The sequence below is a fragment of the Bifidobacterium sp. SO1 genome (assembly GCF_018555335.1).
In the GTDB taxonomy this organism is placed as follows: domain Bacteria; phylum Actinomycetota; class Actinomycetes; order Actinomycetales; family Bifidobacteriaceae; genus Bifidobacterium; species Bifidobacterium simiiventris.
Window position 1 is genome coordinate 121,256 of sequence record NZ_JAFEJR010000004.1, and the last position, 24,153, is coordinate 145,408.

The 24,153-nt window shown below is 64.7% G+C and carries 20 protein-coding genes; 16 read left to right on the forward strand and 4 right to left on the reverse strand.

The window, feature by feature from the left end; all coding sequences use genetic code 11:
* Window positions 1-14: 14 nt before the first annotated feature.
* The 3 genes from JS541_RS05495 to JS541_RS05505 all read right to left on the reverse strand — a co-directional run bounded on the left by JS541_RS05495 (window position 15) and on the right by JS541_RS05505 (window position 3,691).
* Window positions 15-1,505 carry an ATP-binding protein gene (locus JS541_RS05495; RefSeq protein ID WP_214373477.1) on the reverse strand — a complete coding sequence of 497 codons (1,491 nt, stop codon included), beginning with the start codon at window positions 1,503-1,505 and terminating at the stop codon, window positions 15-17.
* Window positions 1,506-1,713: 208 nt separating this feature from the next.
* On the reverse strand, window positions 1,714-3,060 hold the full coding sequence (locus JS541_RS05500; protein ID WP_214373478.1) for a nucleobase:cation symporter-2 family protein: 1,347 nt from the start codon (window positions 3,058-3,060) through the stop codon (window positions 1,714-1,716).
* A gap of 49 nt (window positions 3,061-3,109) precedes the next feature.
* Window positions 3,110-3,691: a xanthine phosphoribosyltransferase gene (locus JS541_RS05505; protein ID WP_214373479.1), complete on the reverse strand. Its 582-nt coding sequence runs from the start codon at window positions 3,689-3,691 to the stop codon at window positions 3,110-3,112.
* Between the two features lie 233 nt (window positions 3,692-3,924).
* Between JS541_RS05505 and JS541_RS05510 the strand changes: the two genes are divergently transcribed.
* From JS541_RS05510 to mltG, 12 genes are all read left to right on the forward strand, one after another.
* Window positions 3,925-5,973 (forward strand): acyltransferase family protein, encoded by a 2,049-nt coding sequence (locus JS541_RS05510; RefSeq protein ID WP_236036806.1) that lies wholly within the window; start codon window positions 3,925-3,927, stop codon window positions 5,971-5,973.
* A gap of 70 nt (window positions 5,974-6,043) precedes the next feature.
* A complete protein-coding gene (locus JS541_RS05520; protein WP_338023568.1) occupies window positions 6,044-8,938 on the forward strand; it encodes a UvrD-helicase domain-containing protein in 2,895 nt (964 codons plus the stop codon).
* A 124-nt stretch (window positions 8,939-9,062) separates the two neighbouring features.
* Complete coding sequence (locus tag JS541_RS05525; RefSeq protein ID WP_214373480.1) at window positions 9,063-9,467, forward strand: DUF4418 family protein; 405 nt, start codon at window positions 9,063-9,065, stop codon at window positions 9,465-9,467.
* A gap of 2 nt (window positions 9,468-9,469) precedes the next feature.
* On the forward strand, window positions 9,470-10,681 hold the full coding sequence (locus JS541_RS05530) for an ABC transporter permease (protein WP_214373481.1): 1,212 nt from the start codon (window positions 9,470-9,472) through the stop codon (window positions 10,679-10,681).
* 2 nt (window positions 10,682-10,683) lie between these two features.
* Window positions 10,684-11,472 (forward strand): ABC transporter ATP-binding protein, encoded by a 789-nt coding sequence (locus JS541_RS05535; RefSeq protein ID WP_214373482.1) that lies wholly within the window; start codon window positions 10,684-10,686, stop codon window positions 11,470-11,472.
* A gap of 252 nt (window positions 11,473-11,724) precedes the next feature.
* Window positions 11,725-12,351, forward strand: coding sequence for a 30S ribosomal protein S4 (rpsD, locus tag JS541_RS05540; protein ID WP_214373483.1), 627 nt, complete (start codon window positions 11,725-11,727; stop codon window positions 12,349-12,351).
* Between the two features lie 165 nt (window positions 12,352-12,516).
* Window positions 12,517-13,191, forward strand: a complete 675-nt coding sequence (locus JS541_RS05545; RefSeq protein WP_214373484.1) for a phosphoglycerate mutase family protein — start codon at window positions 12,517-12,519, stop codon at window positions 13,189-13,191.
* A 94-nt stretch (window positions 13,192-13,285) separates the two neighbouring features.
* Window positions 13,286-13,669, forward strand: a complete 384-nt coding sequence (locus JS541_RS05550) for a DUF948 domain-containing protein (RefSeq protein ID WP_214373485.1) — start codon at window positions 13,286-13,288, stop codon at window positions 13,667-13,669.
* A complete protein-coding gene (locus JS541_RS05555; protein WP_214373486.1) occupies window positions 13,669-13,908 on the forward strand; it encodes a hypothetical protein in 240 nt (79 codons plus the stop codon). Before JS541_RS05550 ends, JS541_RS05555 begins: the two co-directional genes overlap by 1 nt.
* Before the next feature lie 111 nt (window positions 13,909-14,019).
* Window positions 14,020-16,701, forward strand: coding sequence for an alanine--tRNA ligase (gene alaS, locus JS541_RS05560; RefSeq protein ID WP_214373487.1), 2,682 nt, complete (start codon window positions 14,020-14,022; stop codon window positions 16,699-16,701).
* Window positions 16,702-16,709: 8 nt separating this feature from the next.
* Window positions 16,710-17,168: a Holliday junction resolvase RuvX gene (gene ruvX, locus JS541_RS05565; RefSeq protein ID WP_214373488.1), complete on the forward strand. Its 459-nt coding sequence runs from the start codon at window positions 16,710-16,712 to the stop codon at window positions 17,166-17,168.
* A 35-nt stretch (window positions 17,169-17,203) separates the two neighbouring features.
* On the forward strand, window positions 17,204-18,391 hold the full coding sequence (mltG, locus tag JS541_RS05570) for an endolytic transglycosylase MltG (RefSeq protein WP_214373489.1): 1,188 nt from the start codon (window positions 17,204-17,206) through the stop codon (window positions 18,389-18,391).
* On the opposite strand, the gene JS541_RS05575 is transcribed toward mltG, so the two are convergent.
* Entirely contained in the window at window positions 18,388-18,858 is a 471-nt protein-coding gene (locus tag JS541_RS05575) for a prepilin peptidase (RefSeq protein WP_214373490.1), read from the reverse strand. The genes mltG and JS541_RS05575 overlap by 4 nt on opposite strands.
* A gap of 50 nt (window positions 18,859-18,908) precedes the next feature.
* On the opposite strand from JS541_RS05575, the gene aroC reads away from it, so the two are divergent.
* From aroC to JS541_RS05595, 4 genes are all read left to right on the forward strand, one after another.
* Complete coding sequence (aroC, locus tag JS541_RS05580; protein WP_214373491.1) at window positions 18,909-20,105, forward strand: chorismate synthase; 1,197 nt, start codon at window positions 18,909-18,911, stop codon at window positions 20,103-20,105.
* Window positions 20,102-21,739 carry a bifunctional shikimate kinase/3-dehydroquinate synthase gene (locus JS541_RS05585; RefSeq protein WP_214373492.1) on the forward strand — a complete coding sequence of 546 codons (1,638 nt, stop codon included), beginning with the start codon at window positions 20,102-20,104 and terminating at the stop codon, window positions 21,737-21,739. The genes aroC and JS541_RS05585 overlap by 4 nt, the downstream gene beginning before the upstream one ends.
* Before the next feature lie 36 nt (window positions 21,740-21,775).
* Window positions 21,776-22,222, forward strand: coding sequence for a type II 3-dehydroquinate dehydratase (gene aroQ / locus JS541_RS05590; RefSeq protein WP_214373493.1), 447 nt, complete (start codon window positions 21,776-21,778; stop codon window positions 22,220-22,222).
* A 147-nt stretch (window positions 22,223-22,369) separates the two neighbouring features.
* Window positions 22,370-24,037: a CTP synthase gene (locus tag JS541_RS05595; protein ID WP_214373494.1), complete on the forward strand. Its 1,668-nt coding sequence runs from the start codon at window positions 22,370-22,372 to the stop codon at window positions 24,035-24,037.
* Window positions 24,038-24,153 lie beyond the last annotated feature (116 nt).

Sequence of the window (24,153 nt, forward strand, 5' to 3'; positions counted from 1 at the left end):
CGTCGGCCGTTCGGTCAGGAGTTGTGACCGATATTCAACCGGTACCGCTGGTCCGGGTCATCCTGGAATCGCACCGGGGTGACCCGGCCTTCGCGCAGCAGTTCGCGCAGACCGGCGGTGGCGGCGAGCGGGGTCAGTTGCAGCTCGCGCATGATCTCCTTGACGCTCATCGCCGAATGGCGTTCCAGCACCGTGGTGATCGCCTTGGAAATGTCGCTGGGCGAGCCGAGCCGTGCGGTGCGCTGCTTGGTGATCGTCATGGTGAACGTGTTGATCGTGTTCACCGTGGTCGCCGGTTCGATGCCGGCCTCCCGCAGTGCGGCGGCGATGCGCTGGTAGCCGTCGCCGCCCTCGGGGTTCACGTATCCGCCGTTCGGATACGGGGTCGATTCGAGCAATGTGAACAGGAACTGGTTACGGGTCGACTGGAACGGCGTTCCCGATACCGGATGGGGATCGGTGAGCACATCGTGCGTGACGGTGCCATACAATCCGCCCGGATTGGCGATCTCGATGCGGTCGGTGAACACGCTGACATGCACCTGCGTGCCGCGGGCATCGGGGGAGTAGTCGCGGTGCGTGAGCGCGTTCGCGATCGCTTCGCGCAGCACGACGGGCGGATAGTCGGGCTTCTTCGCGCCGATCCAATGCATCAGCGATTCCACCGCATCGTCGATCATCACCGGGATCGGTCCGACGATCGATTTCGAGGCGACCAGCCGTTCGTCGCCGCGGAACACCTCGTCCCTGCTGATACCCGGGAACACGGCGATCGAAATGCCGAGCCGCGGATAATACTTCTGCGGGTAACGTCCCAACGCGAGCAGGCCGGCCAGCGTCGGCCGCAGCACGCCGCCGACCGTCGACGGATCCGAATCGTCGTGGCGCATCACCTGAAGGTCGAGCAGTGCATCGGCGTCGGCGCGATCGGCGAACACGTGCGGATGCTGTTCGCGAACCCGTGCCAGCAATCCTGACACCAGTGTGGGATCGAGATCGTCGATCGTGGCGTTCGGCACGATATCCAGATCGTAGGTCGGTTGCAGATGCTCCTCGATGAGCCGGTCGACCTCGTACGAATTCATATGCCGGTCGCCGTCGCCGGTGCGGATGTACGAGCCGTTGTACGGCCCTTGTTCGGTCAGGAAGCAGGGTTTGTCGCGCGGCAGCATCTCATCCACGCGGGCGAACACGAGGTTGGTGCCCTCGAACGGGCACGTTACGATCGTCGGACGCACCACCGGTGTCATCTTCTCGCATGCCTGGCTGAGCGACTCCTGCATGGCACGCGCGTTGAACCCCTCGACCGGCGTGAACCCGGCCTTTTCCGACAATCCCAGAATGATCCAGCCGCCCGAGCCGTTCGAGAACGCGGACAGCGTGTCGGTGATGGTCGATGAAATGCGGCGTTTGCACTCCTTGACCTCGCATTGCTGGGTGTCGTTGCCGATCAGACGCATCAGGTCGATCAGCTCGGTCATCTTCGCGGTGTAGTCGTCGGTCATGGCCAGCCTCCTTGACACCATTGTGCCGCAGGTTAGGCTGCTGGGACGGCGGTTCATGGAGAATTCACATACAGGAAAGGGTTCCCGTCGAAATTGGCGAGAACCCTTGGAATGATGATTATGACCGGTGCTTTGTCGGTTTATTCCTCACCGCTCGCGGCGAGACCGTGCCTGTTATTCCTCACCGCGAGCGGCGAGACCGTGCCTGTTATTCCTCACCGCGAGCGGCGAGGAAGTGCTCCTCACTCGGCAGGACGGCGTTGAGGATGACGGCGACAACGAAGGCGACGGCGATGCAGTTCGAGGCGAAGATCTGCTGGAACAGGGCCGGGAACTGGCTGAAGATATCGCTCACCTGCGTGAAGCCGATACCGATCGTAAGGCTCAGCGCCGCGATCGTGATGTTGCGCTGCGAGAAGCCGGCCTCGGCGATCATCTGGAAGCCGGAAAGGATGATGTTGCCGAACATCATGATCGTGCAGCCGCCGAGCACGGCCTGCGGCAGCGAGTTGAACACCTCGGCGATGGCCGGCACGAAGCTCGCCAAGACCAAGATGAGTCCGCCGGAGAGGATCACCTTGCGGTTGACGACCTTGGTCATGGCCACCAGACCGATGTTCTGCGCGAACGAAGTCAGCGGCAGGCAGCCGAACAGGCCGGACACGGAGGAGATCAGGCCGTCGCCGGCGATCGCGCCCGCGGTCTCACGTTCGGTAGGCTGACGGTTCAGACCAACCTTGGTCAGCGCGGCCGTGTCGCCGAGCACCTCGACCGAGGAAACGACGTAGAGCAGGCCGAGCGAGATGATCGAACCCCAATCGAACGTCGGCTTGAACGGCATGAACTGCGGCAGGGAGACGATCGCCAGGTTCTGGAATCCGGAGAAATCGACCTTGCCCATGCAGATCGCGACCACATAGCCCACGACGAGGCCGAACAGCACGGACAGCTGCTTGGCGGTACCCTTCATGAGCAGCTGGAACGCGAGGCATGCGACCAAGGAGATCAGACCAAGCGTGAGGTTCTGCCACGAACCGAAGTCCTTCGCGCCCGAACCGCCGCCGAACGAGGTCGCGCCCACGTTGAGCAGCGAGAAGCCGATCGACGTGACGACGATCGCGGAGACGATCGGCGGCACGAACCGGCGCCAGTACTTCGCCGTCAGACCCAGCACGAGTTCGAGCAGACCGCCGACGATCACCGCGCCGACGACTGCGCCGTAGCCCTTGTCGGCTGCGATCGCGCATGCGGCCGCGACATAGGTGAACGAGATACCGGTGACCATCGGGAGCCTCGAGCCGATCAGCCACGCGCCGTACAGCTGCAGGCAGGTGCCCAGGCCCGCGACCAGCAGACCGGCCTGGATGATCGCCGCGGACTGGACGGCATCCATCTTCGCGGCGGACGCGACGATGAAGATCGGGGCGAGGTTCGCCACGAACATGGCCATGACATGCTGCAGGCCGAACGGAATGCCCTTCCAGAACGAGACGGGCGCGTCGAGGCTGCTCAGCGCCTCGAACGAGACGGCTTCGGATTGCTTCTTCTCAGACAATGGGTTCCTCTCTTGTTGTTCTTCTCTTGGAAATCAGTGATCTTGGAAATCAGTGACGGAATTCGATCTCGCCGGTCGCAGGGTCCATCGACTCGACGATCGCGAGCGAATCCACATCATAGCCTTCCTCGCGCAGCTGGTCGCCGCCGCCCTGGAAGCCCTTCTCCACGGCGATGCCGATGCCTTCGACGCTCGCGCCGGCATGCTTACAGATGTCGATCAGGCCGTGCAGCGCCTTGCCGTTCGCAAGGAAATCGTCGATGAGCAGCACATGGTCCTCGGGGCCGAGGTACTTGCGCGAGACGATCACCGGGAACTCGCGCTGCTTGGTGAACGAGTACACGGTGGTCACGTACTGGTCGCCGTCGAGGTTGATCGACTGCGCCTTCTTGGCGAATACGACCGGCACGTTGCCGAAGTGACGCGCGGCCACGCATGCCATGCCGATGCCGGACGCCTCGATGGTGAGGATCTTGGTGATGTGCTTGCCGGCGAAATGCTCGGCCCACGCCTTGCCCATGGCATCGTAGAGCGCCACGTCGCACTGGTGGTTCAGAAAGGCGTCCACCTTCAGCACGTTGCCTTCCTTGACGGTTCCTTCCTTGCGGATGCGATCCTCGAGTTCCTGCATACCACTCCTTTGACGAATCTGGATGGGCGAATATTGTGTAAGTTGTCAGTCTACGCCGGCCAGATGACCGCGCCGGGGAATGGAAACACGCTTGCCATGCGGACGCTCGCGATGCCCCGCCGCCTTGCAAATCGGCCAAAAGCACCCCTTGAACACCCCGATTTCGCGCGTGCCCGATCATCCCACGCCGACCATCCCGTTTCTGTCCGCTCCCGTCGTAACATGACGGGGTGATGGAAACGCAAGCACAATCGACCAGACAGCATTCCGCGGCCCGATACCGTTGCATGGACGGCATCAAGGGCATCGCACTCATCGGCATCATGTGGTACCACCTGTCGCAGCGCACGCTGCCCGGCGGCTTCGTCGGCGTCGACATGTTCTTCACCGTTTCCGGATTCCTGCTCGGCACGAGCCTGCTGCGAGAACTCGACCGCGATGGTCGGATCGCATTCGGCTGGTTCTATCTGCGCCGGCTGGCCCGTCTGTGGCCGGCCATGCTACTGACGATCGCCGCGTCGGTGGGACTCGGCTGGCTGGTGGACCGGGATACGCTGGTCCATATCGGCGGCACGAGCGCCGCGTCCGCGCTGTTCGCGTCGAACTGGTACGAGATCGCCACCGGCGGCAGCTATTTTGACTCGACGTCGCCGCAACTGTTGCGCCACCTGTGGTTCGTTGCGTTGCTGGCCCAGTTCACGATCATCATGCCGTTGCTGGTGATGCTGTTGCAGCGACTCCGTTCGTTCGTGGCGCGTCTGTCGGCGATCGTCGTGCTGGCAGCGCTGTCCGCCGTGGGCATGGCGTTGCTGTACCGTCCGCAGACCGACCCGACCCGCGTGTATTTCGGCACGGACACGCATTGCTTCGGACTGCTGATGGGACTTGCCCTGGCGTTGCTCGTGCACTGTCTCGAAACGGCGACCGCTAACGGGCAGCCGGCCGAGACGAAGATCGGAGCGGGCAAGTTGCCCGTGGCGATCCCGGCATCATGGACGCGCACCGGTGCCCCATGGCTGGCGACGGTCGCGTTGCTGACGCTGCTCACGCTGATGATGCACGTCGGACAGAATGCGTCCGCGTTCCGCGGCGGCCTGTTCGCGGCGGCGATCCTGACCGTGATCGTCATCGGCGGCAGTATTGTCGACGATTCGTGGATGAATGACCTGTTCACGTGGCGTCCGTTGGCGTTGCTCGGCAAGTATTCGTACGGCATCTACCTGTGGCATTGGCCGCTGTTCCTGCTGATCCAACTGTTGCTGCCGGCTTGGCGCGGCCGCGGCATGTGGCTGATCTGGCTCTTGACGCTGGTCGCCAGCGGACTGATGGCGGCATTGTCGTGGTGGATGGTCGAGCGGCCGGTCGCCGAGTGGATCGCGGCGCTGCGTACTCGCCGGGACAAGTCCGGCGTCGGTGCGCAGGCTGCGTCTACGGCATCTGTACGGGTCGTGTCCAATGTGGATCGTGATATGCCGGCGTTCGTCCCGATGAGCGAACAGGAACAGGCCTCGCTGCGCCCGGTGCGTGGCATCCCTTCATGGCAGCGGGTGACGGCCACCGTGGTCGTCGTCATGCTGGCCGCCGTCGGCTTCCTGATGGGCGTCAAGGACGCTCCCGCCAAGTCGCGCATCCAAATGGAACTTGAGCAGAACCAGGGCGTGCTTGACCAGCAGGCCGACAAACGCCAAAGTGATGCGGACGCGGCGAAGGCCGCCGCCGAAGCAAAGAAGCGCGCCGAAGAGGCCGCCCGCAAGCGCGAACAGGCCAAGCAGGAGGCGTTGAAGCATCTCGACGGCAAGAACGTGACCGTGATCGGCGATTCCGTGACGGTCGGCGCGTCGCCGTCCTTAAGCAAGCTGCTGCCCGGCGTGGTCGTCGACGCTCAGGTGTCCCGCTCGGTGCTCAAGGGCCCGGGCATCGTCTCCACGCTCAAGGCACAGGGCCAGTTGCGCAAGTATGTCGTGATCTCGCTCAACACGAACTCCGAAACCAACGCCGAGGAGCTGGATGCCATCGTGAACGCGGCAGGCGACGGTCATGTGTTCGTGCTCGTCACCGCATACGGCGACCGTTCGTGGATCCCGCTCGCCAATCAGGCCACCTTCGACTATGCGAGCGCCCACGCCGGCAACGTGACCGTGGCCGACTGGAACGCGGCCATTGGCGCGCATCCCGAATGGCTGGGCGCGGACGGCATCCACCCGGGCGCACAGGGCCAGGAGCTGTACGCGCAGACGGTCAAGGACGCGATCGCCGGCTGGATCGTCGATCATGGCGCCTGACCGTGACTTATGGTAGACAAGTAAGGCCGAAAACGGCGCAACGAACCGAACGAACGTGAAGGGGAGCAGCGTGCAGCAGGATCCGGATCTCATCGCACGAACCGCAGACGAACTCGTGGGCGATCTCAACCCTCAGCAGGCCGAAGCCGTCCAATACCGCGGGCCGGCGCTGCTCATCGGCGCTGGCGCCGGCTCGGGCAAGACGCGTGTGCTCACTCGGCGCATCGCCTACATCCTTAGCCAGTTCAACGCATGGCCGAGTCAGATTCTCGCCATCACGTTCACCAACAAGGCCGCGGCCGAAATGCGCGAACGCCTCGCCACGCTTATCGGTCCGGTCGCCGAACGCATGTGGGTGTCCACGTTCCATTCGGCCTGCGTGCGCATCCTGCGCCGCGATGGCAAAGCCATCGGACTCAACTCCGGATTCTCGATCTACGATACGGCTGATTGCGAGCGGCTTGTCAAGCTCATCGCCGCCGACCTCAACGTGGACGTCAAACGCTACACGCCGCGTGCGATCCTGAGCCGCATCTCGGACTACAAGAACAATCTCGAAAGCTGGCAGAGTCGGCTCAAGCAGCATGCGCCCGACTACAAACCCGGCCAGCGTGGATACCGGATTGGCAATCCCGGCGACGTCGAAGCGCTGTACGCGGTCATCTACGCCGAATACCAGCACCGTCTCGCCGCCGCGAACGCCGTCGACTTCGACGATCTGATCGGCCGCACCGTCGAACTGCTGCGCACCGACCCGGCCGTCGCCGACTACTACCGCCACAAGTTCCGGTACATCCTCGTCGACGAGTACCAGGACACGAATCACGCGCAGTACGTGCTGGTACGCGAGCTGGCCGGCGTCGATGCCGTGCAGCACTCCGGCATGGCGCAGGGAGCCGTTTCCTCCGTGGCATCCCCCGTAGCGGCTCCCGTCGCGCAGCCGATGCCGGTGATGTCTCCCGCACCGCAGGACGAATGGGACGACTGGGGCGGCTGGGGAGACGAAACCGCGTTGCCGATGATGCCAGCCGCCGCGCCGCCCGCACCCGTTCGTGCCATGCAGCAGCCCGTCCAGACCCCGCGCAACGCCGGCCGCGACGGCCAGGCATGGATCACCGTCGTCGGCGACTCCGACCAGTCGATCTACGCGTTCCGCGGCGCGGACATCCGCAACATCCAGGACTTCGAACAGGACTTCCCGAACGCGAAGACCATCATGCTCGAACAGAACTACCGGTCCACGCAGACCATCCTCGACGCGGCGAACGCGGTGATCGCCCGCAACGAGGGACGCAAGCCGAAGAAACTGTGGACCGCGCTCGGCAAAGGCGAGCCGATCGTCGGCTATGCGGCCGACAACGCGCAGCAGGAGGCCGGCTGGATCGCCAACGAGATCGCCCGGCTGCACGGCGAGGAAGGCATCCCATACTCGGACATGGCGATCATGTACCGCGCCAACGCGCAGTCGCGCTCGCTGGAAGAAGGCCTCATCAACGCCGGGCTGCCGTACCAGCTGGTCGGCGGTACGCGATTCTACGAACGTCGCGAGATCAAGGACGCGATCGCCTACCTGCAGGCCATCGTCAACCCGGCCGACAACGTGAACATGCGGCGCATCCTCAACGTGCCCAAACGCGGACTGGGTGCGCGGGCCGAAGCGGTGATGGCAGACTATGCCGACGCGCACGCGATCCCGTTCTATGGGGCGATCGAACGGCTCGACCAGATCGAAGGCGTGCCGACCCGCACCGCGAACCAGCTGCGCGCGTTCCGCGACCTCATGGACGGGCTGCGTACGTTCGCGGCCGACCCGGCCAACAAGCCGAGCATGATCGTGGCCGAAGTACTCGAGAAATCCGGACTGCTCGACGAACTCAAGAAATCCGAGGACCCGCAGGACGCCTCGCGCGTCGAGAACCTGTCGCAGCTGCAGTCCGTGGCGGCCGAATTTGAGCAGAACACGCCGGACGCGACACTGGCCGGGTTCCTTGAAACGACCGCGCTGGTGGCCGATTCCGACCAGCTGCCCGCCGAAGGCGAGGATTCCGGCAAGGTGACGCTCATGACGTTGCACACAGCCAAGGGCCTCGAATACCCAGTCGTGTTCCTGACCGGCATGGAACAGGGCACGTTCCCGCATTCTCGCGCGCTCGAGGACACCAGCGAGCTGGCCGAGGAGCGGCGGCTTGCATATGTGGGCATCACGCGCGCCAAGCGGCGGCTGTATGTGACGCGCGCCGCCGTGCGCGCCCAGTGGGGGCAGGCCAACGAGATGATGCCGAGCCAGTTCCTCGACGAGATTCCGGACGGGCTGATCGACTGGAAGCGGCGCGAGGCCGGCGTCGAGCGTATGCGCGGCGGCTGGCAGGGCGGCTTCGGCGACGACGACGAGTTCGGCGGCTGGGGCGACGATGACTTCGGTTCGGGCACCACATTCGGCGGTTCGTTGTACGGTTCCGGTTCCTCGTCATATGACAGGGGCTCGTCGTACGGGGCGCGCGGATACGGCTCGTCGGGGCGTTCGACCTACGGCGGGTCCTCGTATGGATCGTCGTCCTACGGTTCCGGCTCGTCGTACGGTTCGGGAACATCCGGCCGGTACGGTTCCGGCTCGACCGGCGGCTCGCGTTCGTCGTACGGTTCCGGCTCGTCGTCCCGATACGGTTCGCGCTATGGTTCATCGTCCGGCTCGGGTTCGTCGCGCGGCGGCAAGGTGACCACGCGTCGCGTCGCGCCGAAGAGCGCCGGTTCGTCGTCCGGCGTGCCCTCGTCGTCACTGAACAAGGACAATCAGCTCAACATCGCCGATTTCCATGTCGGCGACCGCATCACGCACGACCAGTACGGTCTGGGCAAGATCGTCGACACTCAGGACAAGGGCCGCAACTCGATCATCACCGTCGATTTCGGCTCCGCCGGCGTCAAGCGCCTGATGCTGCGTGTTGCTCCTATTGAAAAGCTCTAGCGAGATTTCGATAGGAGTCTTCGCGGCGGTGATGTAGCAGAAAAAGCGGATAAGTCAAGTCTTGTTTTTCCATTTCGTTACTGGAATAATCTGCACAGTTCGCAGACATCTACGAGAGGAAGACATGACCCGCAAACTGTTCGCCACCCTGCCCGCCATCGTGCTCGGCACGCTGATCGCCATCGCCCCGCAGACCTTCGCCTACGTATGCAAGGTGGAGGACGGCATGAAGATGGCCTGCCACTACACCGCGCAGGCCGCACTCGGCCTCGGCGTCGTCATCGCGCTGCTCGGCGTGATCGGCCTGTTCGTCGAACCCAAGGTGCGTGCCGGCCTCAACATCGCGGTCGCGCTTAACGCCGCGCTCGTCATCGCCGTGCCGACCGTGCTCATCGGCGTGTGCAAGGGCGCGATGATGCACTGCCATATGGTCACCCTGCCCACGCTCATCGTGCTCGGCGTGCTCATGATCATCTTCGCCGCCATCGCGGTGTGGTTGGACATCCGCGGCACCAAGACGGCGCGGTGATCATGCCCCGCATCACCCTCGGGCGACTGCCCTTCGAGAATCTCAAACGCAAGCCGTTCCGTACGGCCGCGCTCGTCATCGTCGTCACCATGCTCACCGTCGCGTTCTACGGCGGCGCGCTGCTCGCGACGAACCTGAGAACCGGCTTGGACAGTATGCAGGAACGCATGGGAGCCGACCTCATGGTTGTGCCGCAGAACACCGGGGCCAAAGCCGAGGCGCTGCTCACCAGCGGAAGCTCGAGCACGTTCTACTTCACCAACGACATCGCGGGTCTCGTCTCCAAGGCCGACGGCATCGGCCAGGCGACCGCACAGACGTACATCTCGTCGCTCGCCGCCGCCTGCTGCGACGAAAAGGTGCAGATCATCGGCTTCGACCCGGCCACCGACTTCGTCATCGAACCGTGGATCACCTCGCAGTACGACGGCACGCTCAAGAACGGCGAAGTCGTCGCCGGCGCGAACATCAACGTGTCCGAAAACGGCACGATCAGACTGTACAACCACGATTTCCCCGTCGCCGCGCAACTCGCGTCCACCGGCACCAGCCTCGACAATTCGGTGTTCGTCAACGAGACCACCATCCCCGACGTCGTCTCGTACTCCGCCAAGGTTGGTCACGCCGCCATCCCTCAGGAATACGCCGACACGGCCGTCTCCGCGGTGCTCATCAAAACCGCGGACGGCTACGACGCGCACGCCGTGGCCGACAACATCGCCAAGGCCAGCGGCATCAGCACCCTCGGCTACGTGTATCCGGGCGGCGTAACGGCCACCACGCGCGCCAACCTCGACGCGCTCGTCGGCTATGCGGGCCTGTTCCTCGCCGTGTTCTGGACGATGGGACTGATCGTACTGCTCGCGGTGTTCGCCTCCGCGATGAACGAACGCAAACGCGAGTTCGCCGCCTACCGCATCATGGGAGCCACGCGCGGCATGCTCGTCGGCCTGATCGTCAGGGAATCCGCGACGATCGGCCTCATCGGCGGTGTGGCAGGCATCGCCGCCGCGACGCTGGCAATTCTGCCGTTCAACACGTTGATCGGCAAACAGCTGCAACTGCCCTATTTGCAGACCGGAGTCGTGACCGTGTTCGTATTGATCGCGGCGGGACTGCTGTTCGCCGTGGCGACCGGCCTGATCGCGTCGATCGTGACCGCCGTGAAACTGTCCGCGCCGGAAACGTATCTGACGCTGCGTGAGGGGGAGTGAACATGGCGGTACTGGACATCCATGATCTGACCCGCACCTTCACACGACGCGGCAGCGCGTTCGCGGCCGTCGACCATGTCAACCTGAGCGTCGACCGAGGTGAGTTCGTCGCGATCGTCGGCCGGTCCGGCAACGGCAAAAGCACGCTGCTCAACCTCGTCACCGGACTGCTCAAGCCGACTTCGGGCACGGTGAGCGTCGACGGCCGCATGGTCGGCTCGCTGAACGACCGTGACATGGCGCGGCTGCGCAACCGCACGATCGGATTCGTCACCCAGTCGGCCACGCTGCTGGCGAACCTGACGGTGCTGGACAACGTGATCCTGCCGGCCGTGATGATGGGGGAGCCGGCGGCCGATGACGGCGCCGGAGATGCGCGATCCGGCGATGACATGCCGCAGGACGCGCCAGAACCCGATCCGGACATGCCTGATGTGATCGCGCCGGCCGGACACGAGACGCAGACCGAGGATGCGGTCACGCGACGCGCCCGCACGCTGCTCGACGCGTTGCAGGTGTCCGATCTGGCCGACTGTTATCCGAAGGAGCTTTCCGGCGGCGAGATGCGTCGCGTGTCGATCGCCCGTGCACTGATGAACCGACCGACACTGCTCATCGCCGACGAGCCGACCGGCGACCTGGATGCGGAGAGCACGGCCATCGTCATGACACTACTGCGTGAAACCGCCGATGCGGGTACCGCCGTGCTCATGGTCACGCACGATCCGGACGCGCTCGGCTATGTCGACCGCACCTACCGGATGGATCGCGGCGTGCTCACGGAGGCATAGCCGAGTGGCCGGCGGCACGGGTCGACATGGTCTGTCCGCACCTCCTGTGTATAGTCGACATTTGGTGTGTGCCGTCAGGCCATACCGTCTGGGAGCCTTAGCCCGTCAGCGGGTCGGCGACCGGGAACCGCAAGATTCCCTGTCGTTCGCGCGTCGCGCGAGACAAGCGCTGGAGAGGCCGGCTCAGCGGGGGCGTCACCCGATGCCCGCGTTCCGTTCAGACAACGACAGAACAACCAAAGGAATAAACCAATGACGAACGTTCAGCGTTCCCGCCGTCAGGTGCGCCTGTCCCGCGCCCTCGGCATCGCACTGACCCCGAAGGCTCAGCGCATCTTCGAAAAGCGCCCGTACGCTCCGGGTGAGCACGGCCGCACCCGCCGTCGCACCGAGTCCGATTACGCGGTGCGTCTGCGCGAGAAGCAGCGTCTGCGCGCCCAGTACGGCGTGTCCGAGAAGCAGCTGCGCCGCGCTTACGACGAGGCCACCCGCACCGCCGGCCAGACCGGCAACGCCATGCTGACCGATCTCGAGACCCGTCTCGACAACCTGGTTCTGCGTGCCGGCATCGCCCGCACCACCGCCCAGGCCCGTCAGTTCGTGGTGCACCGTCACATCCTCGTCGACGGCAACATCGTGGATCGCCCGTCCTACCGCGTCAAGCCCGGCCAGACCATCCAGGTGAAGGCCAAGAGCCAGACCATGGTTCCGTTCCAGATCGCCGCCGAAGGCGTGCACCGTGACGTGCTGCCCGCGGTTCCCGGCTACCTCGACGTGAACCTCGCCTCCCTGAAGGCGACCCTGACCCGCAAGCCCGAAGCCGAGGAGATCCCGGTTCAGGTCAACATCCAGTACGTCGTCGAGTTCTACGCTCGCTGATCTGGATCCTCTTCACCCTGTAAGAATTTACAGCTTAAGGACATACATACGCACGAACGCCCCGTGGCATACGCCCCGGGGCGTTCGTGTATCCGGCCAAGAGTCGTGTGAGGGCCCGCGACCCGGCATCCGCGGCACGACCACATGCGGTGCCATAATCGAACCATGATTCTGCATCTGCATCTGGTCCGCCACGGGCAGACCACGTTCAACCGCTACAACCGACTGCAGGGCTGGTGCAACGCGCCGCTCACCGAATCCGGACTCGCCGACGCCGACAAGGCCGGGCACAAGCTTGAACACTACGATTTCGCCGCCGCATACTGTTCCGATACGTCGCGCGCGCAGATCACCGCCGCCCGCATCCTCGACATCAACGAGGCCGCCGGGCACGCGCGCCCCGAACTCGTCTCGGACATACACTTCCGCGAACAGTGCTACGGCTACTTCGAAGGCCAGGACATGTCGCTCGCCTGGACGGCCGCCGGCGGTCCCCACGGTGCGAAGAACTACAACGACATCGTCGCCAAGTTCGGCCTCGCCGCCACGCGCGACTTCCTCAAGGAAGCCGACCCGTTCCACGATGCGGAATCCGACGCCGAATACTGGAGCCGCGTCGAGGGCGCGTTCGCACTGATCGCTGCCAACCCCAGTCTCAAGGACGGCGACGACGTCCTGCAGATCTCCCACGGCAACACGCTGCTCAGCCTCGCCCACCGCTTCGGCAGCGACGATCTCGACTTGAGCGAGCGGCCCGCCAACGGGTCGGTCACCGACGTCGACTTCGATACGACGAAGCCGTTCGATCAGGCACTCACGATCGTGCGATACAACCAGTGAGCATTCCGCGGCGCTTGCGTGCGTCGCGCCCGTTGGCTAGGCTTGTGCGGGTATTGTGTGCACGGCCATGCCGTGATGCAGGAAAGAGGTTCAGATGGGTGTAGGAGAAATCGCCGGACTGATCGCCGCGATCGCGTTCGCCGTGCTTGCGGGATTCATGATCTACCCGCTGATCCGCCTCGGCAAACTGTTCGATCAGATCTCCGAGACGGTCAGGGAGTCGGGCGAGCATGCGATTCCCGCGCTTGACGAGGGCGTGACCACCGTCAAGCAGGTGAACAAGTCCCTCGAGGACGTCAACCGCATCTCCGCCGCCGCATCCACCACGGCCAACAACGTCGGCGCGCTGACCGACCTGTACGGCTCGTTCCTCGGCAAGCCCATCATCAAGATCGTCTCCGCCACCTACGCGCTCAAGTCCACGGCGCGCTCCTTCCTCGCGAAGCAGTCGGCCGGCAAGACGACCAAGGGGGAGTGATGTTCAAACGACTCTTCTGGATCGGACTCGGTTTCGCGGCCGGAGTGATCGCGGTATCGAAGGCGAACGCCTATGTAAAGGCGAACACGCCCGACGTGATGCGCCAGTTCGTGCTCGGCCCCGATCAGGACCACGTGACCATGCGCACGCTCGAAGGACTGGTCAACGAATTCAACGCGACCCGCCGAGCCCGCGAGGCTGAACTGACCAAGACCTATACGGAGCGCGCGGACCGGTAGCCGTAGGCGTTCCGCAGTCTTCCATCCAGCACAGCCCTATCGGACGGCAACGCAAACATCCGGGCGGCTCGCATCGAGGTCCCGTCCAAAAACAAGGAGTTCAAACCACCAATGCGCACTTCAGAAATCGCGAAGCGCTATCTTGACTATTTCGGCAAGCACGACCATCTCATCGTGCCCTCGGCATCCCTGATCTCGCCGAACCCGACGACGCTGTTCACCATCGCCGGCATGGTGCCGTTCATCCCGTACCTCATGGGCGAGCAGACCCCGCCGAAGCACCGTATGGCCTCCAACCAGAAGTGCGTGCGCACGCTCGACATCGACGAGGTCGGCAAGACCACCCGTCACGGCACCTTCTTCCAGATGCTCGGCAACTTCTCCTTCGGCGACTACTTCAAGGAGGAGGCCATCCACTACGCGTGGGAGCTGCTGACCACCCCGCGCGAACAGGGCGGCTACGGCTTCGACCCGGAGAAGCTGTGGATGACCACGTTCACCGACGACGAGGAAGCCCGCTCGATGTGGAAGAACGAGGGCGTCGACCCCGAGCACATCCAGATCATGGGCATGGAAGACAACTTCTGGACCACCGGCGGCCCCGGCCCCGGTGGCCCGTGCTCCGAGATCTACGTCGACCGTGGCCCCGAATACGGCGTCGAGGGCGGCCCGATCGCCGACGAGAACCGCTATATCGAGATCTGGGATCTCGTGTTCGAGAACTACGAGGTCGACAACGTCAAGTCCAAGACCGACCTGCACATCGTCGGCGAGCTCGAGAACAAGAACATCGATACCGGTGCCGGCCTTGAGCGCCTCGCTTACCTGATGCAGGGCAAGCAGAACATCTACGAGACCGATGAGGTCTTCCCGGTCATCGAGGCCGCCGAACGCCTGTCGGGTCGCAAGTATGGCGAGGACGAGAAGGCCGACGTGAAGTTCCGCGTCGTGGCCGACCACGTGCGTTCCGCCCTGATGATCATGTCCGACGGCGTGCGTCCGTCCAACGTCGGTCGCGGCTATGTGCTGCGCCGTCTGCTGCGCCGCACCATCCAGGCCATGCGCGTGCTCGGCGTGACTGATCCGGTCATCCCCGAGCTGCTGCCCGTGTCCAAGGACGCGATGGTCGCCAGCTACCCGGAGCTCAACGACACGTTCCACGACGTGTCCGAAGCCGCCTACGGCGAGGAGGACGCGTTCCGCCGCACGCTCGACAACGGCATCCAGATTCTCGACGTGGCCGTCAAGAAGGCCAAGGAATCCGGCGTCGACGCCACCGTCTCCGGCGCCGACGCGTTCACGCTGCACGACACCTACGGCTTCCCGATCGAGCTGACCCTCGAAATGGCCGCCGACCAGGGCGTCAAGGTCGACGAGGCCAAGTTCCGCGAGCTCATGGCTGAACAGAAGTCCCGCGCCCGCGCCGACGCGCTCAAGAAGCGCCACAACGTGGACCTGTCCGTCTACGACGACTTCAAGAAGACGCTCGTCAAGCCGATCGACTTCCTCGGCTACACCGAATACTCCGCCCGCGGCACCGTGCTCGGCATCATGCAGGAAGGCAAGGGTTCCGTGCCGGTCGTCATGGCCCCGGCGAACGTCGAGGTCATCCTCGACCGCACCCCGTTCTATGCGGAGGCCGGCGGCCAGCTCGCCGACCAGGGCGAGATCCTGACCGACGACGGCGCCGTGCTCGAAGTGGACGACGTGCAGAAGCCGATCAAGGGCCTGACCGTCCACCAGTGCCGCCTGACCGAAGGCACGCTGCGCGTCGGCGCGCCGGTCAGCGCCAGCATCGACCTCGATCGCCGCGGCGCCATCGCCCGCTCGCACACCGCCACGCACATGGTGCACAAGGCGCTGCGCGAGGAGCTCGGCCCGCAGGCCACCCAGCGTGGTTCCGAGGACGCCCCGAACCGTCTGCGCTTCGACTTCCAGTGGTCCAAGGCCCCGTCGAAGTCCGTGATGAATGCCGTCGAGGCCCGCGTCAACGAGAAGTTGCGCGACAACCTCGCCGTCACCACGCGCGAGATGAAGTTTGACGACGCGATCGCGCTCGGCGCGATGCACCTGTTCGGCGAGAAGTACGGTGACATCGTGCGCGTCGTCTCCATCGGCGAGGACGGTTGGAGCCGTGAGCTGTGCGGCGGCACCCACGTCGACCACGTCGGCAAGATCGGCATGGTCAACATCATGTCCGAAGCGTCCATCGGCTCCGGCGTGCGTCGTGTCGACGCGCTCGTGGGCGCTGGAGCGTACGACTTCAACGCTCGCGAGCACGCGCTCGTCTCCCAGCTGAGCGACAAGCTCAACGCCCGTCCCGACGAGCTGGCCGAACGCGTGAACACGCTGCTCGCCAAGCTCAAGGAATCCGATCGCCGTCTCGCGGCCATGTACGAAAGCCAGCTGGCCGCGGCCATGCCGGCGCTCGTCGCCGAAACCCGCGCCTCCGCGGCCCCGATCAAGGTCGCTGCAAAGAACGTCGGCCACTTCGGCTCGTTCGATGCACTGCGCAAGACCGTGCTCGACGTGCGTGCCCAGCTCGGCGACGAGGCCCCGGTCGTGGTGGCCCTCGCCGGCGTGTCCGAAGACGACAAGCCGATGGTCGCCGTGGCCACCAACGAAGCCGCCCGCAAGGCCGGCATCAAGGCCGGTGACCTCGTGCGCGGCGCATCCAAGATCCTCGGCGGCGGTGGCGGCGGCAAGCCGGACTTCGCCCAGGGCGGCGGCGCCGACGCCTCGAAGATCGACGAGGCAGTCGCCGCGCTGAAGAACGAGGCACAGAAGGGCTGAACCGCCTAGTGGTATGGCTCGGTGTTGATCTGGGTGACGCCCGGGTCGGACTTGCATTGTCCGACCCGGAGCTCACCCTCGCGCACCCCGCGGGCAACGTGCGGGTGTATGGAGACTCTTTTCAGGCCCTTGACGAGGTCATCGACGTCATCGAAGACGAATCGGTGGAACACGTCGTGGTAGGGCTGCCGCTGATGCTGGACGGCACGGAAGGCAAAAGCGCGAAAAAGGCCCGACGGTGGGCGGCGAATCTCGCCACCCGCATCCAACGGCTGATTGACGACGGGGAATGTGACATCGAGTCGGTTCCCGAGATAGACCTGCTCGACGAGCGGCTGACCACGGTCAGCGCGCACCGGCAGCTGCAGCAGGCGCAATTGAAAACGAAGAAGCATCGGCCGTTCGTGGACCAGCAGTCGGCCGTGGTGATATTGCAGACGGCGCTGGACAGACGCGCCCAAGCATAGCGAAGACGGTACGGAACACAGGCGGGAGCAGTCCAATGGCTGAGGATTTCGAGAATTTCTTCTCCGATAACACCCAGTGGGTCGACGACAAAGGGGCGTCCATGAGCGCCGCGGCTCCGCCGAAGCCGCCGAAGTCGCGTAAGGAGATGCGCCGTCGCCGCGCGCAGCGTCAGCAGAAGATGGTTGTCGCGGTGATCGCCGCGATCGTCGTCGTGGTCTTGGCGATCAGCGGCTTCGCATTGTGCTATGGCAAGCTCAAGACTTGGAGCGCCACGCGCGATACGACCACGATCATCGAAGACTACAGCGGTCCGGGCACCGGGTCGGTTGCGTTCACGGTCGAACAGGGACAAGGACCCGCCGAGATCGGTGAGAACCTGCTCAGCCAGGACATCGTCAAATCGTCCGCCGCGTTCACTTCCGCAGTGGCGTCGGCCAATGCCACGCTGTATCCGGGAACCTACCAACTCAAGCATCAGATGAAGGCGTCCGACGTAGTGGCCGTGCTGTCCGACCAAAGCAAGGCGGGTGGATTCCTCGAGGTCAAGCCGGGCGAGCGCGTGAGCACCGTGCTGGCCAACGTGGCCGCGATCGACGGGGTCGACGCCGACGATTTCACGTCGGTGCTCACCGGAGACGGTTCCGGCATCCTGCCCGCCGAAGCCGAAGGCAGTTTCGAAGGATGGCTGGAGCCTGGCACCTATACCGTGACGAACCGCAGCGCGTCCGAAGTTGTCAAGGACATGGTCGACGCGCGCATCGCCAAGCTGGATTCGCTCGGTGTCGCGGCAGCCGACCGGCATCGCGTGCTGACGATCGCCTCGATCGCCGAGGCGGAGGTCAACAAGGACGAATACTACGGTAAGGTCACGCGGGTGATCGAGAACCGGCTCGAGCAGGACATGACGCTCGGCATGGATTCGACGGTCGCCTACGGCAACGACGTCGAACCCTCGATGATCACGCAGGACATGCTCGACGACGCCAGCAACCCATACAATACGCGGCAGAACAAAGGACTGCCGCCCACGCCGATCAGCAATCCGGCGGACAAGGCCATCCAGGCCGCGCTGAATCCGGAAGAAGGCGACTGGCTGTACTTCGTCACCGTCAACCTCAAAACCGGCGAAACGAAGTTCACGACAGGCTCGCTGGACGAGCAGAGCAGCCAGTTCGAGCAGTACGTGAACGAGTACAAGACCAATAACGAGAACGCGAACTAGATCAGCGACGCCGCACACGCCGCGAGAAGACCCGCGATCACGATCACCGGAGCGAACGGCACCTTGCCGGCATACGGCGTATCGGATTGCGGGTCGAATCGTATCCATATCGTCATCCATGCCAGTCCGACCAGTCCCATCGCCAGCCACCAGATGACCATCGCGGTCAGCCCGAGCAGTCCCACGCCCAGGCCGACCGCCAGCGTGCAGGTCACGTCGCCGAATCCCAGCGCGCCCGGCTTCGCCAATGCGAGCAAACATTGCAGCACGGCCGCGACAGCCGCGAACAGCAGCGCCTGCACGGCGACGAACAGACTGTTGATCGCCAAAGCATAGACAACGTTTGCCGCCAATTGCGTCAGAACGCCGACCGCGATCCACGCACGCGGCACGCGGCGGTGGCGCACGTCTTCGACACTGACCGCCAGTCCACAGATCAGACTCGGCAACAACGCAAGGTAAGGCATACCGCTACAATAGCCCGCAGTTGACGACGACAAGCAAAAAGGAGAACGGCATGTTGCGCTGGCAGACGGCGGGCGAATCACACGGCGAGGCGCTGGTCGCCATGATCGAAGGACTACCGGCTGGCGTGGAGGTGACCAGCGGCGACGTCGTGGACGCGCTGGCACGCCGCCGCCTCGGATACGGACGTGGCGCGCGCATGAAGTTCGAACAGGACAAGGTGCGTCTGCTCACCGGCGTGCGCCACGGGCTCACGCTCGGCTCGCCGGTCGCGATCGAGATCGCGAACACCGAATGGCCCAAGTGGACCGAGGTGATGAGCTCCGACCCGCTCGATCATGACATTCCGCGCGAAGGTCGCAACGCGCCGCTGAGCCGTCCGCGCCCGGGCCACGCCGATTTGACCGGCATGCGCAAGTACGGATTCGACGACGCGCGTCCGGTGCTCGAGCGTTCCAGCGCCCGCGAGACCGCCTCGCGCGTTGCGCTTGGCGCGGTGGCCGCGAAGTTCCTTGAACAGACGGTCGGCATCCGCACCGTCGCCCATGTGCTGTCCATTGGCGGGGCCGGCGTGGACGAGACGGCCGGCGACCGCGTGCTGCCGACGCCGGACGACGTCGCCGCATTGGACGCGTCGCCCGTGCGCACGCTCGACAAGGATGCCGAGGCCCGCATGATCGCGCGCATCGACGAGATCAAGGCGAACGCCGACACCGTCGGCGGAGTGATCGAGGTGATCGCCTACGGCGTGCCGGCCGGACTCGGCACGTACGTCGAATCCGACCGCCGACTGGACGCGGCGCTGGCCGGTGCGGTCATGGGCATTCAGGCCATCAAGGGTGTGGAGATCGGCGATGGCTTTCTCGAAGCCGTGCGTGCCGGCTCCCAGGCGCACGACGAGATGGTGCCGGGCGAAGACGGCCATATCACGAGGCTCACGAACCGTGCGGGCGGTATCGAAGGCGGTATGTCGAACGGCGAACCGATCCGCGTGCGCGCCGCGATGAAGCCGATCCCGTCCATTCCGCGGGCCCTGCGCACCGTCGACGTCGCATCCGGCGACGCGGCCGCCGCCATCAACCAGCGTTCCGATTCGACCGCCGTGCCGGCCGCGTCCGTCGTGGCCGAAGCGATGGTGCGACTCACGCTGGCGAAGTTCGTGCTTGAGAAGTTCGGTGGCGACAGCGTCGAAGAGATCCGCCGCAACGCGGCCGGCTACCTCGCCTCCTGGCCGGAGCACATGCGATGAGCGATTCCGGTACGCGACATCCCGTCGCCGTCATCATCGGCATGATGGGCGCAGGCAAGACCCGTGTCGGCCGAGAGGTCTCGCAGATGCTCGGTCTGCCGTTCCGCGACGCCGATCTCGAGATCGAACGCGAAGTCGGCATGTCGATCCCCGACTATTTCGCGCAATACGGCGAACCGGCATTCCGAGAGGTCGAAAGCGACTTGATACGCCGCACGCTGACCAATTTTGACGGTCTGTTCGCGCTCGGCGGCGGCGCCCCGATGACCCCGGCCACGCAGGACGCGCTGGCCGGCTACATCGCCGATGGCGGCCGTGTGATCTATCTGCAGGCCGATCCGAAGGAAGCGATGGAACGGGCCAACCGCGGCGGCGGGCGTCCCATGCTCAACGGCGGCGACGCCAACGAACGCTGGATGCGGCTGTATCAGCAGCGCGACCCGGTGTTCACCCGCATCGCCAACATCCACGTACGCACCCACGGATCCACGCCGCAGATGGCAGCGAGAAAGGTGATGAACATGATCGAGGAACGCGTCGTCCACGTCGATGTCGTCGCCGCGGACGACTACAACGTGCGCATCGGCGAAGGGGCGCTCAACCATCTCGCCGGCGTGCTCGGCGACAAGCCGGCACGCATCGCGCTCATCCACACGCAGCCCGTGCAGCGGCACTCCGATCGCGCCCGCGCCCTGCTGCGCCAGGCCGGCTACGAGGTCTCTGACATCGTCATCCCCGACGCCGAGGCCGGCAAGACCATCACCGTGGCGAACGGCATCTGGGAACGTCTCGGCAACGAGGGCTTCACCCGATCCGACGCCGTGGTCGGCGTGGGCGGAGGAGCGGCCACCGATCTGGCCGGCTTCGTCGCCGCCACATGGATGCGCGGCATCCGTTATGTGAACTGCCCGACCTCGCTGCTTGCCATGGTCGATGCGTCCACCGGCGGCAAGACCGGCATCAACACGAAGGTCGGCAAGAACCTCGTCGGCTCGTTCTACACGCCGGCCGGCGTGCTCGCCGATACGACCACGCTCGCCTCCCTGCCGAACGACATCTTCATCGAAGGCCTCGGCGAGGTCGCCAAATCCGGATTCATCTCGGATCCGGAGATCCTGCGCATCCTCGAGGACCACGCGGACGAACTGCGCGCGTTCGACGGCGCGACGCTCATCGGCTCGCCGCTTGAGGACGTGGTCGCCGAACTCATCGAACGCACCGTGAAGGTCAAGGCGCGGCACGTCTCCGCCGACCTCAAGGAGGCGGGCCTGCGCGAGTTCCTCAACTACGGGCACACGCTCGGCCACGCGATCGAGAAGCTTGAGCACTTCCGCTGGCGGCACGGCAACGCGGTCGCCGTCGGTATGGTGTACGCGGCCGAACTGGCCTCGCTGCTCGGCTACATCGACCGTGATCTGGTCGATTACCATCGTTCGTTGCTCGCCTCGCTCGGTCTGCCGACCTCATGGAACGGCGGTTCGTTCGAGGACGTGCTCGCGCTCATGCATCGCGACAAGAAGGCACGCGGCAACAAGCTGCGCTTCGTCGTGCTCGACGGTATCGGACACCCCGTGCATCTCGACGACCCGCCGGCGGACGCGGTCGAAGAGGCGTTCCGCCGCATTCAGCACTAAGCCAAGCCGCCAGCACATCAGCAAAAAGGAGCCATCATGACCACAGTCATCGTCGTCAACGGACCGAACCTCGGCCGTCTCGGTGTCCGTCAGCCCGACGTCTACGGGCGTCAGGATCTTGAGGAGCTGCGCCGCCTGTGCACCGCATGGGGCGCCGAACTCGGTCTCGACGTCGAAGTACGACAGACCGACGACGAGTCCGAAATGGTGCACTGGATGCACCAGGCCGCCGACGAGAAGACGCCAGTCGTCATGAACCCGGCCGCGTTCACACACTACTCGTATGCGCTCTCCGACGCGGCGCACATGGTCGGCGACGCCGGCTTGCCGCTCATGGAGGTGCACATCTCCAACCCGTCCGCCCGCGACGAATTCCGCAAGCGCTCCGTCATCAGCCCGGTGGCCACCGGCACCATCACCGGGCTCGGTTTCTACGGCTACAAGCTCGCCCTCGAAGCCATCGCGCACCTCGTCAACGAGTAGGCGGACCGCGGCCACGCGCACCAGCGTGTCCTGCATGATTCCATTACCGGGCCCGTCCAGGCATGATCCCACGCGAACCGTGGATGCTTGGGCGGGCCTGTTTGCGGTAACACGCCGGGTCATATGTGGATGATAGAGTGAAATTCCATGGTTAGAAGACAACATGGTAATTCCCAAGAACACGTCACCAAGCATATCTTCGTCACCGGCGGCGTGGTTTCCTCCCTCGGCAAGGGCCTGACCGCATCTTCACTTGGCCGCCTGCTGCGCAGTCGCGGCATCCACGTTCTCCAGCAGAAGCTCGATCCGTACATCAACGTGGACCCGGGCACGATGAACCCGTTCCAGCACGGCGAGGTCTACGTGACCGAGGACGGCGCCGAAACCGATCTCGACATCGGCCACTACGAGCGCTTCCTCGACGTCTTCCTGAGCCAGAAGGCCAACGTCACCACCGGCCAGATCTACCAGGAGGTGCTGCGCAAGGAGCGTGCCGGCGAATACCTCGGCCAGTGCGTGCAGGTCATCCCGCACATCACCAACGAGATCAAGTCCCGCATGCGCGCCCAGGCGTCCGACGACGTCGACGTGATCATCACCGAGATCGGCGGCACCGTCGGCGACATCGAATCCCAGCCGTTCCTCGAGGCCGCCCGCGAGGTGCGCCGCGACCTCGGCGCGGAGAACTGCATGTTCGTGCACGTCTCCCTCGTGCCGTACATCTCCGCCGCCCACGAGCTCAAGACCAAGCCGACCCAGCACTCCGTCATGATGCTGCGTCAGCTCGGCATCACCCCGGACGCGCTCGTGCTGCGTTCCGACCGCCCGCTCAACAAGTCCATCAAGGACAAGATCTCCCTGATGTGCGACGTGGACGAGGAGGGCGTGGTCAACTGCGTGGACGCGCCGAGCATCTACGACGTGCCGAAGATCCTGTTCAACGAGGGTCTCGACGCGTACGTCGTGCGCGAGCTCGGTCTGCCGTTCCACGACGTCGACTGGGACGAGTGGGCTGACCTGCTCGAACGCGTGCACCACCCGAAGCACGAGGTCAACATCGCGATCGTCGGCAAGTACATCGACCTGCCGGACGCGTACCTGTCCGTCACCGAGGCCATCAAGGCCGGCGGCTTCGCCAACTGGGCCAAGGTCAACGTCAAGTGGGTCGCGGCCGACAAGTGCGAGACCGAGGAGGGCGCGGCCGCCGCGCTCGACCAGGTCGACGGCATCGTGATCCCCGGCGGCTTCGGCATCCGCGGCATCGACGGCAAGATCGGCGCGCTCAAGTACGCGCGTGAGAACAAGCTGCCGGCGCTCGGCCTGTGCCTCGGCCTGCAGTCGATGGTCATCGAATACGCGCGCCACGTGCTCGGCATCGAGGACGCGAACTCCACCGAATTCGAGCCGGAGTGCGCGAACCCGGTCATCGCCACGATGGAGGAGCAGAAGGACATCGTCGCCGGCCACGGCGACATGGGCCACACCATGCGCCTCGGCTCCTACCCGGCCGTCCTCGAGGAAGGTTCGCTCGTGGCTGAACTGTACGGCACCACGCATGTGACCGAGCGTCACCGTCACCGCTACGAGGTCAACGTGGCGTACAAGGACCGTCTGCGCGAGGCCGGCCTGTGCATCTCCGGCCAGAGCCCGGACGGCGAACTTACCGAGTTCGTCGAGTTGCCGCAGGACGTGCACCCGTTCTACGTGGCCACTCAGGCGCACCCGGAGTTCAAGTCCCGCCCGACCAAGCCGCATCCGCTGTTCGCGGGCCTGGTCAAGGCCGCGCTCGACCATCAGGAGGCCGGTCGCCACTGATGTGATGCGCCGTACTGTGAAATGATTCACAGCCTGTGACGATCATGGCCATGAGCTCGTATGAGTTCATGGCCATGATGCATAATGAGGGGCAGTGCACGATATGCCGGTACCAT